General features: G+C 37.5%; 21 protein-coding genes. 3 read left to right on the forward strand and 18 right to left on the reverse strand.

The window, feature by feature from the left end:
- Positions 1-123 precede the first annotated feature (123 nt).
- From gpG to IGI66_RS08795, 17 genes are all read right to left on the reverse strand, one after another.
- Complete coding sequence (gpG, locus tag IGI66_RS08715; protein ID WP_270328852.1) at positions 124-444, reverse strand: phage tail assembly chaperone G; 321 nt, start codon at positions 442-444, stop codon at positions 124-126.
- A gap of 60 nt (positions 445-504) precedes the next feature.
- Entirely contained in the window at positions 505-846 is a 342-nt protein-coding gene (locus IGI66_RS08720; RefSeq protein WP_438848551.1) for a hypothetical protein, read from the reverse strand.
- 72 nt (positions 847-918) lie between these two features.
- Positions 919-1,503: a major tail protein gene (locus tag IGI66_RS08725; protein ID WP_314576822.1), complete on the reverse strand. Its 585-nt coding sequence runs from the start codon at positions 1,501-1,503 to the stop codon at positions 919-921.
- A 72-nt stretch (positions 1,504-1,575) separates the two neighbouring features.
- The gene (locus IGI66_RS08730; RefSeq protein ID WP_314576824.1) at positions 1,576-1,986 is read right to left on the reverse strand and encodes a hypothetical protein; all 411 of its coding nucleotides are present in this window, start codon (positions 1,984-1,986) and stop codon (positions 1,576-1,578) included.
- Positions 1,983-2,387 (reverse strand): hypothetical protein, encoded by a 405-nt coding sequence (locus IGI66_RS08735; protein ID WP_438848553.1) that lies wholly within the window; start codon positions 2,385-2,387, stop codon positions 1,983-1,985. The genes IGI66_RS08730 and IGI66_RS08735 overlap by 4 nt, the downstream gene beginning before the upstream one ends.
- Complete coding sequence (locus tag IGI66_RS08740; RefSeq protein WP_218022201.1) at positions 2,380-2,754, reverse strand: phage head-tail adapter protein; 375 nt, start codon at positions 2,752-2,754, stop codon at positions 2,380-2,382. Before IGI66_RS08740 ends, IGI66_RS08735 begins: the two co-directional genes overlap by 8 nt.
- Positions 2,717-3,019 carry a head-tail connector protein gene (locus IGI66_RS08745; protein WP_438848555.1) on the reverse strand — a complete coding sequence of 101 codons (303 nt, stop codon included), beginning with the start codon at positions 3,017-3,019 and terminating at the stop codon, positions 2,717-2,719. Before IGI66_RS08745 ends, IGI66_RS08740 begins: the two co-directional genes overlap by 38 nt.
- A gap of 77 nt (positions 3,020-3,096) precedes the next feature.
- On the reverse strand, positions 3,097-4,212 hold the full coding sequence (locus IGI66_RS08750) for a phage major capsid protein (RefSeq protein ID WP_270328846.1): 1,116 nt from the start codon (positions 4,210-4,212) through the stop codon (positions 3,097-3,099).
- A 26-nt stretch (positions 4,213-4,238) separates the two neighbouring features.
- Complete coding sequence (locus tag IGI66_RS08755; RefSeq protein WP_314576836.1) at positions 4,239-4,946, reverse strand: head maturation protease, ClpP-related; 708 nt, start codon at positions 4,944-4,946, stop codon at positions 4,239-4,241.
- Complete coding sequence (locus IGI66_RS08760; protein ID WP_438848557.1) at positions 4,927-6,084, reverse strand: phage portal protein; 1,158 nt, start codon at positions 6,082-6,084, stop codon at positions 4,927-4,929. The genes IGI66_RS08755 and IGI66_RS08760 overlap by 20 nt, the downstream gene beginning before the upstream one ends.
- 22 nt (positions 6,085-6,106) lie before the next feature.
- On the reverse strand, positions 6,107-7,750 hold the full coding sequence (locus IGI66_RS08765; RefSeq protein WP_438848559.1) for a terminase TerL endonuclease subunit: 1,644 nt from the start codon (positions 7,748-7,750) through the stop codon (positions 6,107-6,109).
- The gene (locus IGI66_RS08770) at positions 7,747-8,106 is read right to left on the reverse strand and encodes a hypothetical protein (protein ID WP_438848561.1); all 360 of its coding nucleotides are present in this window, start codon (positions 8,104-8,106) and stop codon (positions 7,747-7,749) included. The genes IGI66_RS08765 and IGI66_RS08770 overlap by 4 nt, the downstream gene beginning before the upstream one ends.
- A 130-nt stretch (positions 8,107-8,236) precedes the next feature.
- Complete coding sequence (locus IGI66_RS08775) at positions 8,237-8,548, reverse strand: HNH endonuclease (RefSeq protein ID WP_438848563.1); 312 nt, start codon at positions 8,546-8,548, stop codon at positions 8,237-8,239.
- Complete coding sequence (locus tag IGI66_RS08780) at positions 8,549-8,998, reverse strand: hypothetical protein (protein ID WP_438848565.1); 450 nt, start codon at positions 8,996-8,998, stop codon at positions 8,549-8,551.
- The gene (locus IGI66_RS08785; RefSeq protein ID WP_438848567.1) at positions 8,998-9,186 is read right to left on the reverse strand and encodes a hypothetical protein; all 189 of its coding nucleotides are present in this window, start codon (positions 9,184-9,186) and stop codon (positions 8,998-9,000) included. Before IGI66_RS08785 ends, IGI66_RS08780 begins: the two co-directional genes overlap by 1 nt.
- Positions 9,183-9,386: a hypothetical protein gene (locus tag IGI66_RS08790; protein ID WP_349729215.1), complete on the reverse strand. Its 204-nt coding sequence runs from the start codon at positions 9,384-9,386 to the stop codon at positions 9,183-9,185. The genes IGI66_RS08785 and IGI66_RS08790 overlap by 4 nt, the downstream gene beginning before the upstream one ends.
- A 943-nt stretch (positions 9,387-10,329) precedes the next feature.
- Positions 10,330-10,743 carry a hypothetical protein gene (locus IGI66_RS08795; protein ID WP_438848569.1) on the reverse strand — a complete coding sequence of 138 codons (414 nt, stop codon included), beginning with the start codon at positions 10,741-10,743 and terminating at the stop codon, positions 10,330-10,332.
- 831 nt (positions 10,744-11,574) lie between these two features.
- On the opposite strand from IGI66_RS08795, the gene IGI66_RS08800 reads away from it, so the two are divergent.
- Both IGI66_RS08800 and IGI66_RS08805 read left to right on the forward strand, forming a co-directional pair.
- Positions 11,575-11,949: a hypothetical protein gene (locus IGI66_RS08800; protein WP_087654128.1), complete on the forward strand. Its 375-nt coding sequence runs from the start codon at positions 11,575-11,577 to the stop codon at positions 11,947-11,949.
- On the forward strand, positions 11,942-12,124 hold the full coding sequence (locus IGI66_RS08805; protein ID WP_438848571.1) for a hypothetical protein: 183 nt from the start codon (positions 11,942-11,944) through the stop codon (positions 12,122-12,124). Before IGI66_RS08800 ends, IGI66_RS08805 begins: the two co-directional genes overlap by 8 nt.
- A 50-nt stretch (positions 12,125-12,174) precedes the next feature.
- On the opposite strand, the gene IGI66_RS08810 is transcribed toward IGI66_RS08805, so the two are convergent.
- Complete coding sequence (locus IGI66_RS08810; protein ID WP_438848573.1) at positions 12,175-12,840, reverse strand: DNA cytosine methyltransferase; 666 nt, start codon at positions 12,838-12,840, stop codon at positions 12,175-12,177.
- A 71-nt stretch (positions 12,841-12,911) separates the two neighbouring features.
- On the opposite strand from IGI66_RS08810, the gene IGI66_RS08815 reads away from it, so the two are divergent.
- Positions 12,912-13,316 carry a hypothetical protein gene (locus IGI66_RS08815; RefSeq protein ID WP_438848574.1) on the forward strand — a complete coding sequence of 135 codons (405 nt, stop codon included), beginning with the start codon at positions 12,912-12,914 and terminating at the stop codon, positions 13,314-13,316.
- The last annotated feature ends 77 nt before the right edge of the window (positions 13,317-13,393 follow it).

Genomic DNA, 13,393 nt, shown 5'->3' on the forward strand with positions numbered 1-13,393 from the left:
CTTTAGTGCAAACCACTTGTATGAGTCTTTTGTAGCTCGTATTTTCAATATCTTGAACTGTCCATCCTGCTTCCACGAGCGATCGATACAAACTTAGAAGGTTTTCTTTCGCTTCAGTCGGCGTTACTTTTTTTCATCTGTTTCTGCAGTTTCGTCATATCCTAAAACATCCATTACTGTAGCGTTAAGAGACGGAAAAACTTCCAAGTTAGATAGTCCCGCTAAAATACTATCTCTAGTAACTTCTTTAGTATCAAAAAGTTCGACATTAAAACTAATCAGTTCTTCCAACTGCTTTCTAATTGTCATGTCTTTTGCATACATCTTTTCTTGACACTCTAAAGCTTTCATTACATCGCCAGCTGTTAATGACTTCTTTTCATATAGGGTTTTCTTTCCATCTTTTCCTTTTAACGCTAAACTTGTTTTTTCTACTTCTGCCATCTATAATTTCCTCCTAATATTTTCAAATAAAAAAGAGGACTACTACAGTCCTCTAAAAACCTATGCTGGTACTAATGCAAGCAAATCTGATTTAAGCGTCTTTCCGGTGTAATCAATACCATGTGCTGTCAACCATGCTTTTATTTCTTCAACGGTATTCGCATTTGTTGGCTTTACATCTCCTTCAGGATCAAATCCGGATGTTTCCGGTTCTTGCTCAGCCAATGTCTTAAATGCCGGGATATCAACTTTCATTGATTCATCATCATTAACCAACCGAGTTGCTTGATAGTCTCCCTTTGCTACTTGTGTATTTGCTGCAATACCAGTGATAGAAAGAGGGCTTATGCCCTCCACTACTTTTGTTCCATCTTTTTTATAAATTCTAAATGTATCTACCACACTCATTCTCCTAACTTAATGCGATTGTTGCCCCTGTTGTCGTCGGGGTAACTGTCCCAACGACTGGGCTTGTTACTCCCCCGCTGGAAAAGCCATTGTGCGCATTGCTGTAATTGACGCCTCTTCATCTCCAACATATTTAGCAACCGATTGCCCCTTTGCATCGCCATCAGCATCATTGGCAATTGCAGAAAATACATACTCCTCTGCTTCGGGTTCAAAGGCTTCATTTGTTGTAGTATTCAAATTGATAGCTTCACGACTAAACTTACCTTTAAAGATTGTCAGCATAGCTGTATCCCCACCGAGATCTTCTGACTCCATAAGCAATGCGCAATATGGCGGCTCCGTGTCTTCGCCAAGAAAGCTGATCTTGTTTGCATCAGTTTTGTAACCAAGAATCTTGTCATTTAAATCTTCTGGTAAATCTAACAATCCAAACGTAGCAGAAATGTCCCCTGTTCCTTTTTGCGAAATATAGTAAGCAATATTTGAGCCATATACCTTTGTAGCTTCTTTTGATAGGCCGCTAATTTCAGCGGATACAGTGGCCCCTTTATCTTGTTTACCTTCAATAACAAATTGATTAGCTGTTGGAATTTTACCGTCCTTATCAAAAATTCCGATTGTCATTTTTTTAAATCCGACTAAAGTCATAATTTATTTCCTCCTAATTTTGACAACAAAAAAAGACACGAGTTTTCGTGTCTTAATTCCTGTTATTCTGTTTTAATATTGTGTATCGTAAATTCGTGTATTCCCGTCATATCGTCGAGCGTCTACATAACGTCTAGTCTCCGAGAAATATTCGTCTAAACCTTGACCATTTACTTGCCCAAAACCAATCTTCTTCATCTCTTTTTTAATTTCATATTGCATTTGTTTGCATGTTGCTCTGTATTTAGACTCAACATCAATTTGTATTAGATGTTCAATAGAAAGTTCTTTATCGCTTCCGTGATAGGCTTCGTTTGGGACGTCCACAGGTCTAATTGTAATGAACGGTCCAGTTTTATCCGCCGTTTCTGGTTGTTCGTAATACTTGATGCGATATTCTTCTGTTTCATCATTGAACGTCATGTTTTTGATGTATTCATTGTTACACAGCAATTCATAGATATTACCAAGCATATCTTTCATAGGTTTCTCTTTACCTCCGATGCTACTGTCTCGAAGTACAAGGGTTCAGAATTCTTTAACGATTTTGTAATAACGCCAAATCCACGCGGTTTTATTTGACGACCGTTTCTCGTATATCCCCATTCATTCAAATGAATAATCCTGTAACGCTGATGGGGTCCATTCCACCCTATCTCAGCCTCAGTTTTGTAGTTTTTGTACGTTGCGTTTTTACGCACGACTTCATCAATCGTGTATCCTTTATCTTTAAAGACTAGCATGTCTGTTTGAAGTTTCTTCTCAACTATTTCTGCACCGGAATTGATAGCTTTTCGAGCTATTGACCTGACTTTCTTATCACCAAGACGATTTTCCATCGCTCGTAAGGTCTCATTGACGCCTTTAAAATCACCATTATTCATCGCTATACACCGCTAATAAAATCGTGATAAATCGGTTGTCAGTGAAATCATTTCGAACGTCAACGATGTTCCAACGAATACCTGAATATCTCCTATCCATAACCTCTACATAATGCTTGTTTGAAACAATGTAGTCAGTTTGCGGATCTCTAATCGTGAGAGTTACTGCTTGTTTAGTCGTCTTTGAGTTCAAAATTTCCAAGTCTTTCATTGAGGGGTTATAAATCTCAGCGAAACAATTAAAAATGGTCTGCTTCTCTTGCTCGCCTGGCTCAGGACCTTTATGAGGTCGATATTGAAAAAATTCAACAGGTGTTCTCATAGCGCCGTTATTTACTTTGGGTTTCTGGTACTTCATCTTCGCCATCAGCTCCCTCTTCATAATTTGCTAAAGAGACAGCCATTAATTCCGATTGAAAGTTATCATTGAAAAATTCTAACGAATCATTGTAGACATATCGGCTGCGTTCAATCACGAGTTCGCGAATTTCAGGATTTGAAACATTATCAGTCCCACACCATCGCTTAACAGCTACTTTTGAACTTTCCAAAATATTTTCTAAGTTGTCATCGTCAGCAGTATGAAAAATTCTCATCCGCGATTTGAAATCTTTTAGCAATTTCTCATCCAATAGAAACGCCCCTTTCTATCGCAGTGCAATTGTTGCTCCGTCACTTGTCGGTTCAACATTAATAACTGCGGGGGACTCTATTTTCCCTCGGATACTTTTAATCCCCAAACTGCAGCAGCCTTATCATCTTTAGCTTTCCCATAAGCAAACTGTTTAGCAGTGTATAAATCCATGTCTTCAATCGCTAATGTTTGATCGTATTTACGTAAAGTAATGCCCCCGCCAATATATGCATCGTATCGGCCGTTTACGAACGTTAAAACTTTTTCAGTTGCTTGTGCTAATGATTCAACAATTTTCAAATTGTAAGGTAACGCAGTTACATATACTCCTTGCGCATTTAATGAAGTATATTGACGTTTGACATCCCAAGCATCACTAGGATTAACTACCATGACAACTTTTCCATCTACAGCAACTGCGTGACCTTTTTCGTCAGTTGAATGATGTTTATAAACATTCGTTAGTTCTTTAACAGTCGTTGCTGAATCAGCAAATGTTAAATCGCCCATTGAAGTTTTTTCTGGATAAACACCACCAGTAATGGCTACACCTTCTTGAACTTGACGATTTAAACCAATCGGCTTGTCATTTCCATCTCCTGATAAAAAAGCAGCCTCTAAAGCCACTGCAAAAGCTTCATCAATTTGAGTAGCCACAAATGATTCAATCCAAGCTGGTCCGAAGTCTTTCAAATCCTTAGGAACAACTACAAACGCCGTCAATTTGCTTTGAATTGCTTCTTCTTCACTGAACGCTGCATCTAACTGACCTTTGATCTCGCCGAATATTTTTCCCCATACAGCAACACCACTTGTTTCAGATTTCAAGAATTTCAATCGTAGCCCTGCGTTTACTAAACCGATTTCAGCTAATAGTGGATGGGCAGTAGTTAAGTTCTCAAAGATTCGATCAATGGTTTCTTGCGGCAACAATTTTTCTTCTTTATAACCGACGTCCGTGCTGATAGCATTAAAAAATTTACGCTCACGAGCAGATAATTTCGCATCTGCCGGATTTTCAGCAATTAATCCTTCTGCCTCAGCACGCGCTTGTTTTTTTGCTTCGTTCAGCAATTCATCGAGCATTGCACCGTAAAGTTCATTTTGTTTTTCAGCTGGCTCGTTATTATTAACAGCAGCTAAAAAGTTGTCACGAATTGTTTTGAATTCGTTTGATAGTTTCATAGTCATTCAGTATGACCTCCTTATTTTTTGTATTAAAAAAAGAACCGTTTCAAACCAGCATTTTCTGGTTCAATCGATTCTTGTTTTTTAGTATTTAGTTTTTCTGCTACTTTATTTGCCAGTTCATCTAAATCAAACTGCGGTTTTAACTTTTCTGCCAATTTTGAAATCGCGTCTGGCGGAATAACCGGCGAAACACTTGCGACTAGTAAAGGTGCTTCTTCATTTTGAAACATTACTTTGTCCGCAAATCCTTTCTCTACTGCTTGTTCTGCTGTCAACCAGGTTTCATGATTCATTAGTTCAAGCAAGTTTTCTTTTTCAAGACCCGTTTTACCGATATAAGCATTCGCGATCGACAAATTATAGTTCTTTAAGACTTCTGCTTCATGAGCCAACGCTCTGTGATCACCGCTTGCACCACTAGAAACATTGTGAATCATAATTTGGGCGGTTGGACTAATTTCAATTGAACTACCAGCCATCGCAATAACGCTTGCCGCACTAGCTGCAATCCCTACAATTTTCACTGTCACTTCACCTTGATATGCACGCAAAGCCGTGTATATCTCACTTCCAGCATAGACATCTCCTCCACCCGAATTAATCACAATTTCTAATGGTTCATTGGTTTCGGGTAAAACAATGTCACGCGGTGCTGTGCTATCCATTTCGAACAAATCGTAGATCCATTTTTGATTGTTCGAAATAATCGTTCCTTTAATTTCCAGTTTCGTCATCTACTTCCTCCCCTCCTTTCGCTGCCTTCTCATAGTTTTTGGTGATGTAAAACTCGTCACCACCATCAATACTTTCATAATCGACTTCTTTTCGAATCTCATTTCGATTGAATCCGCCACTTGAAATTAATTTATCTACCGCATCAGCCAGATCGAAAATATCTTTTTTATCCACGCCTACAACTTTGATTTCCGTCCCATTAACAAATTCGGTTTTATCAATGATTTTTGCGTTTAACTCATCTTCAATTTTTTTATTCAATGACTTCAAACAATATTTATTCAGTACTGTTTGCGCACTTTCTAAATCTGCTAATTCACCATGCAAGATTGTAGAAGGGATCCCTAAAATATCAGCGACTTCATCCACGAACTGTCGTTTTAGCTTTTTCAGTTCATCAATCGACTGATCTGTTTCTCCAACTGTATTTGTTAGTTCGTTGTACTCGAGTCCGGCTTGCACAGGGACAATTGCAATAGATTCTTTGCTGAATTTCGCATAAACTTTATCAATATACGATTGTGCTCTCTTTTGTAATTTGTCATCAAACCCGCGACCTTCTTTACCAGTAACAGTTGCTCTAATCTGATGGTTGCGCATTGCCACTTCAACCATACGATTGTAGAGAGAGGCATAGTCTTCATACAGGCCACGTACATATCGACTCAAATCATTGTTGTTATACTGGAGAAAAATTACTTCACTCATTGGAAACTTTCGTTTGAACTCATACCCTTTCAACCACACGTTTTCGAAATAATCTTCGTACAATGCATATTCTTTTCTGACATAACTTTCTGCGATTAATAATTGGTCATCATCAGACAAAACAATTAAAACCTCATTTTGCGTGATCAATTTATAAACGACTTGTTGCCAAAATGATGATGCAGATTGGTCTAAATTCGGACGGACGTTCAACAAATACGTCCATTCATTTTTAAGCGGTTGCCCATTTTTTCGAATCCTAAATTCTGAACGGCCAAAAGACCGAGCTAAAAACTCAGCACACGTATCGATGGCTAGGTGTTTCAAGTAAAGTGTATGGTATTCATCGATTAACGCATCAAAATCATAGCTTGATTCAATCTCTGAATTTTTTTTGAAAATATCAAAAAACGATTGAAATACTCCCATTTACACACCCCCCTTCACTGCTTTAAAAGTCCCAATTTTCCATCATGTCAAAAAAGCCTTCTAAATCAACATCTTGAATTTCTTCTCGTTTATATAAAGCCGCTAAGAAGGCATGAAAACCATCTGTCTTTCTACGGACTGGTTCTTTTTTCAAGAATGTTTTATTTCCTGATTTATCTACTTTTGCATAGCTGTTATTTGTGTACCATCGCATCGATGGATCATCGCCAAAAATAAATTTTTCGTTCGCAAAACCATCTTCAATAATTGGCGCCACTTTCGATTGCACGCCACGAATATTTCGAATAAATTCATAGTTATACCCTTCTTTTTCAAGTAACGGTTGCAGTAAATCCATTCGATAACCATCTGCGCACACCATTTCAATTTGATACAGTTCACGCTTTTCGTTCAACCAATCAATCAGTAGTTGAGGAGAAATAGACGGCGCGTCCACAATTGTGAATATACCTTTTTCCGCCCATTCTTTTATCGGTGCTTTAATTTTGAATGTATCTAAGAACTCTTTCCGTGCAAAACTATGCTGCATCCAAATTAACTTCTCTTCACGTTTAAACAACAGCCCAACGCTTGCGAAATCCCGAATTTCGGCATAGTCAAAACCAGCCACACATGATTTTCCTTTCAAATCACCAATAGGTTGATCGGTAGCCATTAATTTATCATGTGTAGTGATATCCGTTTCCATGTCGCCTTCTGTAAAATTCATCCGTTTTACAACGAATTCACGGCGACCAGAGGGTTCTTCTTCTAATTTCAAGTATTCATCCATAACCGTTGAATACAGGCGTTTTGCGTAGGATGATTCTTCTTCAAACATCGGATTCGCTTTCGACCACAATTCTGGCTTGTCCATTTCTTCAATCGTGTCCAGTTTGCATATGAACGGGAATAAACGATCATTCTTGTTTTCACCAGTAAAAATTTTTTGTGCTCGTTCTAATGTTCGGTCATAAAAACCTTCTCGAACATGCCCGTTTGTACCGTTGTAAAATGTGCGTGGATGTTTGATTTTCCCTAATCCACTTCGCTGGATATCAACAATATCCGAGTTTTCAAACATATGGATTTCATCAAATTCAAGACAACCATCACGGGCACTATCCATGGTTTTAGGATTATTTGTCCGATAACTAAAGATAGAATTCGTAACTCGGTTCGTGATTGCCATTTTTGTCAAGTAAAATTGCTGTTCTAAACGTTTTGCTTGAACGGTTTCGTAAACTTCTTTAAAACTCACTTTCCCTTGTTTTTCGGAATTGGCTGTAATCGTCACATCGTAGTTTCGAACTCCGTAAAGTGGGGAAATAAAAAACGAGTCTCTAGCTGACATAAAACCATTTTTACCACCACCGCGTGCTATCGAGTTCAAAATTTCATTAAAAAACACCTCATCATCTTCTTTTTTGTAAAGAAAAATGAAAGGTGTCATGAATTTTTGATACTTTGCTAAAGGAAAAAAATTTTTCTCAGCATATAAAATAAATTTTTGAATCATTTCATTATCGAAATATAAATCATCTCGGACCAGAACTTCTTTTTTTAAATACTCGACTAGTTGAATGCGTTCCTTGTTAAATGGGATAGCACCTCGCTCGTACAAGTCCACGTATTCGTCAAAAAAATATGGTTGAAGCAACGTCATAAGAGATCACTACCATCCAAAGCTGCAGTGGTAGCTGCTTCTCGTTTTTCTTCTGGCAAATAGTCAGTTAACTGCTTGATAATCCGCTGATACGATTGGTCTCGTGCATTATATTGTTTAGCAACTGGCCGCTCCCTTTCGTAAGGAATCTGATTTTCTGACTGTGAGAATAATTCATAATCTCCTTTTTCAGAAATATCAATCCACATTTCATCTAACAAAATTTTTAATCTAGCTGCTTGAGTTACTAATCCAGAAACGACTTTTTTCTTGTCATCTGCAAGATCGTAAAATAAGTCATTTAATCGTTTTTCCTCAGCTGCTACCTTTTCGTTTCTGATTTTTAAATCCGCCATCCAATCACTTCCTTTCTTCTGGGGAGGGGGGTTATACGCGTATCATCAATAGATCTGTGGAGTTGACCCATCCACCGGTTTCCAAAATTTTTATTTTTAGCCAAAATATTTCGACCGGGGGTATGATTTTCTACCACCATTCATCATCAAATTTTTTCTTACGTTCTGCTCCGCGATAATTCATACGACTATGCCGTTTATTGTGGCATTCTTTGCATAATGTTCTTAGATTATCTATATCAGTAGCAAATTCTGGATGATATTCAAGTTCTTTAATGTGATCCACTTCCAAGATAGAATCGTTAACAGTTGTAACCTTGCCCTCTTCTTTACACCACAGACACTCGTAGTGATCACGTTCCAGTACTTCTTGCCTTAGTCGCTTCCACTCGCTTGATGAATAGAACTTAGCTCTATCTGCTTTAGTTGTTACTTCAATCATCTACATGTCCCGCTTGTGTCCAATGATCTTCTTATCGAGGTACTTATCATTCGATGTTGAGTAGTATTCTATGTTGATGTCATTAGCACCACAATCATTACTGCTAAAGTCATCGACCTTCCAATGATAAGAGATGTCTACTAGACCTTTAGGTGACTCGTCTAGCCTCTCACCTTTGTAATACACTTCAGGAACCGAATCAGTATCCTTCAGTTTGATTTCTAATAGGTTAGGTTCATTTGAAAATAGTTTATTAGTCTCATGCTTACTCAGTATTCTTGTCCCATTAGGAAGCCAGTCTCTGTCAACTAAGACTGGCAACCCTTGTTGTATTCGCAGAGAATTAATTAGTTCTAAAGGAATGTCCGGATTCTCACTCAAAGCTAATAGAGTTTCATAATCCTTTACCTCTTGAGTTTTATTTTTTAGAAACAAATCCAATAACTTCATTACTCTTCCTCCTTCATCCACTTAAAGAACTTGAACCACGCGAGCGTCTGCTCCTTACTGCTTCCCTCAGGACTGCTATGGCTCTCAGTCTTCAATACATGTATAGCAACATCATCTACGGTGTATGTGTCTGGTAACTTATCTCGTGCATGGTTGAAACACTGCTGCAAGTATTCAAAGTATGTCACCTCAACCACCTCTTTATGTTTGCCTGTATATGTTCATCCTTAAACCAACCAATACCAATGAGAACTAACTTGTACTGATCAATCTCATTCGGCGTCGCTTCGTCCGTCAGTTCAACAATGGTATAACGCTTTGCTATCTGCGCAGACATTGCGCGCTGCGGATAAATACCCGCCAATGAAATGTACCAGTGGTTTCTCAATTGGATCAGTCCTTTCTTCGATGTATCTTTCTTCCGTATCGCCTAGTGACTTCGTTGTTTTCTTTACGTTTATATGTATTGCTCTTTATTGGTTTTCGAATTATTAGGTAAGGTTCTAAATCTGAACCAGCATAAATATAAGTTTCTTCATATCGTTGTTCGAGATATTGTGGACGATACATTTTACTCACTCCTTATATTGTCCTGTAAGCGTTACAATGATATAATTTCTATGTATCATCCTTTTTAAAAATTTGTTTTTTCACTTGGCCGCTGCGGAAACAGCGGTCTATTTTGTTGCCATAAAGGTTCTAAAGTCGTAAACTTTAGTTGTAACCAATTTTTATCCTGCGTTAGACCATTGCTTTGCCGAGCAGTGGTCTTTTTTGTATCCAAAATAAAAAGACCGCCGAAGCGATCTTGATTATGTATTAAGCAACCTACACGAGTTATACTCTCCCCAAATCCACCTAACCTCGGTTGCTATTATGAGATTGTTTATCCAAGCAAAAGCCCTGGGATAATTCAGAAGTCTGATTGCCTCATGCTTATTGCTCAATCTCTTTTGGGTCAGATACTCCATGCAGTAGCAGTAGAGTCCTCCCTAAGTCACTGGAGTGGCACCGCCCCACTCATGGTTGCCTAAGCATTAACCTCGCACGCATGCATCACGTCTTCTACTTCCGCCACAGTGACATAAAGACGGCACGCTCAATGTAGAAATCATTATTTCATGCCGCCAATTGTTTGCCTACTCTGTTTCCGCAAAGTGGCAGTGTAGTCAAAAAGAGAATAATCCACCAAGCTAGACGTTTTTATGTTAAGAGGTATAAGGAGAAACTTCATGCCAATAAAGTTAATTTGAGTCGTCTGCTTGATGGATTATCTACTCTATCATTTTAGACCCTATTGACATGAGACAACTATACGTTTTTGTCTCAAATTAATTTATTTCGCCTATTTTACGTGCAAATGAGAATAAAACCTTTTGTCTAATTCGGTATATTGTAGGCTTACTATACCCATGTTTCTTACCAAACGATGCCCAATCCATCCAACTATCCGCACCCCAATACTTCAGTTCCATAAGATTACGAACATCTTCATCCTGTTCAAACAGCGTCTCTTTGACACATTTCTTCCAAAGCTGCCGATTGACAATATATGGATCAGATAACTCTTTAATTACTTGCTGTTCAACAGGATTGCTACGAATGTTCCCTTTACCGCCACCGATGTTCTCATCAGCCTCTTTCATTTTTAGTTCTTCTTTTCGAATCGCGATTTCTCTATTGTAATTCGGGTAATTCGCAAACTTCCTGTCTAATTCGTTTATGAGATAATCATTTCTACTCAATCATTCTTCCCCCAGCTATCTTCAATTTTTACTTATGCACATATTAACAGCTTTATCCACAATATATTGTGTTTCTTAAATTGATGAAACCATATATTGTATTTACTCGGTTTTATTTCTTAATAAGCGACGCAAGTTATCCTTTAAAAATATTCTTCCTTATCACCATTTACGATTCTCTTGATACCGAACCCGGTTGCATTTGAAAACGGATACTTGATAAAATAGTCTTGTCTAGCGGAAACTAGTCAATTTGTACGCGAGTTGGTAAGATACTGACAAATTAGCTTCCCCATTACCAAACTCTTGACTGCCGGATCATACCCCAGCAGTCTTTTTCTATGCAGTTGGGTCGGTTAGTTGATTAAACAATAATGATAACTGATTTAACTTTCCACTTATCAATTATTCATGATAAACTCAAAAAAGTATTTAATTATAAAGGAGTGCTCACTTTGAAAAAAAAGTCTATACTAAATTTTTATTTCTTTATTGCTATAGTAAATTTTGTTTGTTGTCTACTTTTATTATTCTCAAAAGGCGTAAGCACTGTACTGAAAATTACCAGTTTATTATTTTTTCTGAATTTTATTTTAAATTTAGTACTCGCTACAAAACGGTCGAAAGGTAATATTTGAGACTAGTAATAGTCAGTCTTTTTTATTCTGCTGCCGTCTGATTTAGCTTACTCCTTGTTAATTCAATTTGGGATTTTACATTTATTATTCAAAGAAATTATAATATAATAAACCTTGATTATATTAGTTGGACTGAGTATTCGTAAAAAATACATGTCCTATAGTGATAAAAATAAAGGGTGGTGGATTTTAAATGACCAATGAAAAACTACAAGACATTATTTATGAAGTTGAAGTTTTCAAACAGAAAAGCGTCAAAGATGCTCGCCATAGTATTGATAATAAGCTTGCTGAATATAAAGAAAAAATCCCAGAGAAAGTCGACAATACCGAGTTTGAAATAAAGGTTCAAAAGGAAATAGATAAGAAACTTTCCACCTTTAGCAAAGAACTGGACATTAAACCTGCTGCTTTATACTATTCTTTAAAAAGTGATGTCGAATTAGATAAAAATATTTCTAAGAAAGAGTTGTTAGTATCTGCATATGACTTCTTAGAAGAACACACTAAAAATAAGCTTCTAAAAAAAATATTTAAAGAATTAAAAAAGGAGACTAAAAATGTCTAATCCATTAATGAAATATTTAGCTAAAGCTTTGTTGACTGTGGGTGCAATAATTGTTGATCAAATTGCTGAATACGTTTCAAGTGAACGATTTAAGTCTCTAGCTAAAGCTTCAATGAAATCAGTAGTTGAAAAAATGGTCGACTTAGTTATAAAAGAGAAAAACCACATAATTTAATATTTGAGTGACCCTATGATTAACATGGGGTCTTTCTGTCAATGGCTGAGTTAGTTCACTTTTTTCAGTGCTCCACTCGCCACGTACTCTTCGCTGATATTCACAATATGCTCGCATAACTCTTTAGGTATTCGGGAACGGTCTACGCTTCCTTTGATACCTTGTGTTCCAGTCTGGCTTCCTCGAGGCGCAGCCACATGACAGGGCGCTCCGTTCTTACACATTGGTTTGAATCTCGGGTCAGGATGATTGGTCCAAATATCGGTTGGCTTCATCCTGGTATCGCCATATTGGCAATAGGTCACTGTATATCGCGGCGGTTGCTGCATGAACCTCATTTTCCTCAGTCCGCCACGCGGATTCTCAATGAAGTAAATCTTTGGATTCAAGTCTTTTATCAGTTTCAAAACGTGCTGATTCGTCAAATCGCAGAGCGAAGCATATTCAGACTTGGCTAAGAGATTTCCGTCTGGTTCCTTTGTTCTATGATGACTGATTGCTGCAATGCTATACGATGTGCAATCAGGGCTTGCCCAGATCACGTCAGGCCTTCCTAACCTCATTAAAATATCGTGTGCTTGTATTTTCGAAATATCGGCGTACCAATTGATGTTGTCGTGTTTCTTGTCCCACTCAATTGAGTAGACTTCATGGCCGGCAGCTTCAAATGCTTTCCCGATTGATCGAGTGCCCGCAAATAATTCTAGTATTTTCATATTTAACCCGCCTGTTAGATAATTTTTATATATGGTATAGTTTTTCTATAAAAACAGAGGAGTGACTGCAAATGAACAACTTAAAAACAGTTTTAAACGATTATCTTCTCCGGATTCCTTTAGCTAAGATGACTCGGCTGGAAAAACTTCCAATATCTGACGACTTTGTTCTCTCTGACATCACGTACCATCTATATCATGAACACGGTGTACTAGATGTCTTTTGGCCCAAAGAACAATTCAATGAGTCAGAACTTTCTTTCCCGCTTGAAAAGGAAGAAACAATTATCTTCACAAAAGAAGAACTCAAAAGCGATCTCATCCAAAATGTATATAAACGCTTTTATGAGGAATCCGGAAATGCCAACGATTATTCAAAATTAAAAATCCACGTTGTCCGTTGGAACGAGGAAAACAACGATTTCAAGGTAAAAATGTTCAAGTTTCATTTTGCTTTTATTTACAAGCTCTCTTAGTGTAAGAGAGCTTTTTTTTTCCAGATTTTTTGCTTGATAGGCGTGGTTACATGATATTTTTATTCTCTTCTTAAGAG

Origin of the sequence: Enterococcus sp. AZ048 (assembly GCF_051715125.1) — a bacterium.
GTDB lineage: Bacteria > Bacillota > Bacilli > Lactobacillales > Enterococcaceae > Enterococcus_A > Enterococcus_A gilvus.

What these genes read in the sequence shown, in the direction of transcription:
- gpG (WP_270328852.1), bottom strand. Translation starts at nt 444, where the DNA reads ATGGCAGAAGTAGAAAAAACAAGTTTAGCGTTAAAAGGAAAAGATGGA.
- IGI66_RS08725 (WP_314576822.1), bottom strand. Translation starts at nt 1,503, where the DNA reads ATGACTTTAGTCGGATTTAAAAAAATGACAATCGGAATTTTTGATAAG.
- IGI66_RS08730 (WP_314576824.1), bottom strand. Translation starts at nt 1,986, where the DNA reads ATGAAAGATATGCTTGGTAATATCTATGAATTGCTGTGTAACAATGAA.
- IGI66_RS08735 (WP_438848553.1), bottom strand. Translation starts at nt 2,387, where the DNA reads ATGAATAATGGTGATTTTAAAGGCGTCAATGAGACCTTACGAGCGATG.
- IGI66_RS08740 (WP_218022201.1), bottom strand. Translation starts at nt 2,754, where the DNA reads ATGGCGAAGATGAAGTACCAGAAACCCAAAGTAAATAACGGCGCTATG.
- IGI66_RS08750 (WP_270328846.1), bottom strand. Translation starts at nt 4,212, where the DNA reads ATGACTATGAAACTATCAAACGAATTCAAAACAATTCGTGACAACTTT.
- IGI66_RS08755 (WP_314576836.1), bottom strand. Translation starts at nt 4,946, where the DNA reads ATGACGAAACTGGAAATTAAAGGAACGATTATTTCGAACAATCAAAAA.
- IGI66_RS08760 (WP_438848557.1), bottom strand. Translation starts at nt 6,084, where the DNA reads ATGGGAGTATTTCAATCGTTTTTTGATATTTTCAAAAAAAATTCAGAG.
- IGI66_RS08765 (WP_438848559.1), bottom strand. Translation starts at nt 7,750, where the DNA reads ATGACGTTGCTTCAACCATATTTTTTTGACGAATACGTGGACTTGTAC.
- IGI66_RS08770 (WP_438848561.1), bottom strand. Translation starts at nt 8,106, where the DNA reads ATGGCGGATTTAAAAATCAGAAACGAAAAGGTAGCAGCTGAGGAAAAA.
- IGI66_RS08775 (WP_438848563.1), bottom strand. Translation starts at nt 8,548, where the DNA reads ATGATTGAAGTAACAACTAAAGCAGATAGAGCTAAGTTCTATTCATCA.
- IGI66_RS08780 (WP_438848565.1), bottom strand. Translation starts at nt 8,998, where the DNA reads ATGAAGTTATTGGATTTGTTTCTAAAAAATAAAACTCAAGAGGTAAAG.
- IGI66_RS08800 (WP_087654128.1), top strand. Translation starts at nt 11,575, where the DNA reads ATGACCAATGAAAAACTACAAGACATTATTTATGAAGTTGAAGTTTTC.
- IGI66_RS08805 (WP_438848571.1), top strand. Translation starts at nt 11,942, where the DNA reads ATGTCTAATCCATTAATGAAATATTTAGCTAAAGCTTTGTTGACTGTG.
- IGI66_RS08810 (WP_438848573.1), bottom strand. Translation starts at nt 12,840, where the DNA reads ATGAAAATACTAGAATTATTTGCGGGCACTCGATCAATCGGGAAAGCA.
- IGI66_RS08815 (WP_438848574.1), top strand. Translation starts at nt 12,912, where the DNA reads ATGAACAACTTAAAAACAGTTTTAAACGATTATCTTCTCCGGATTCCT.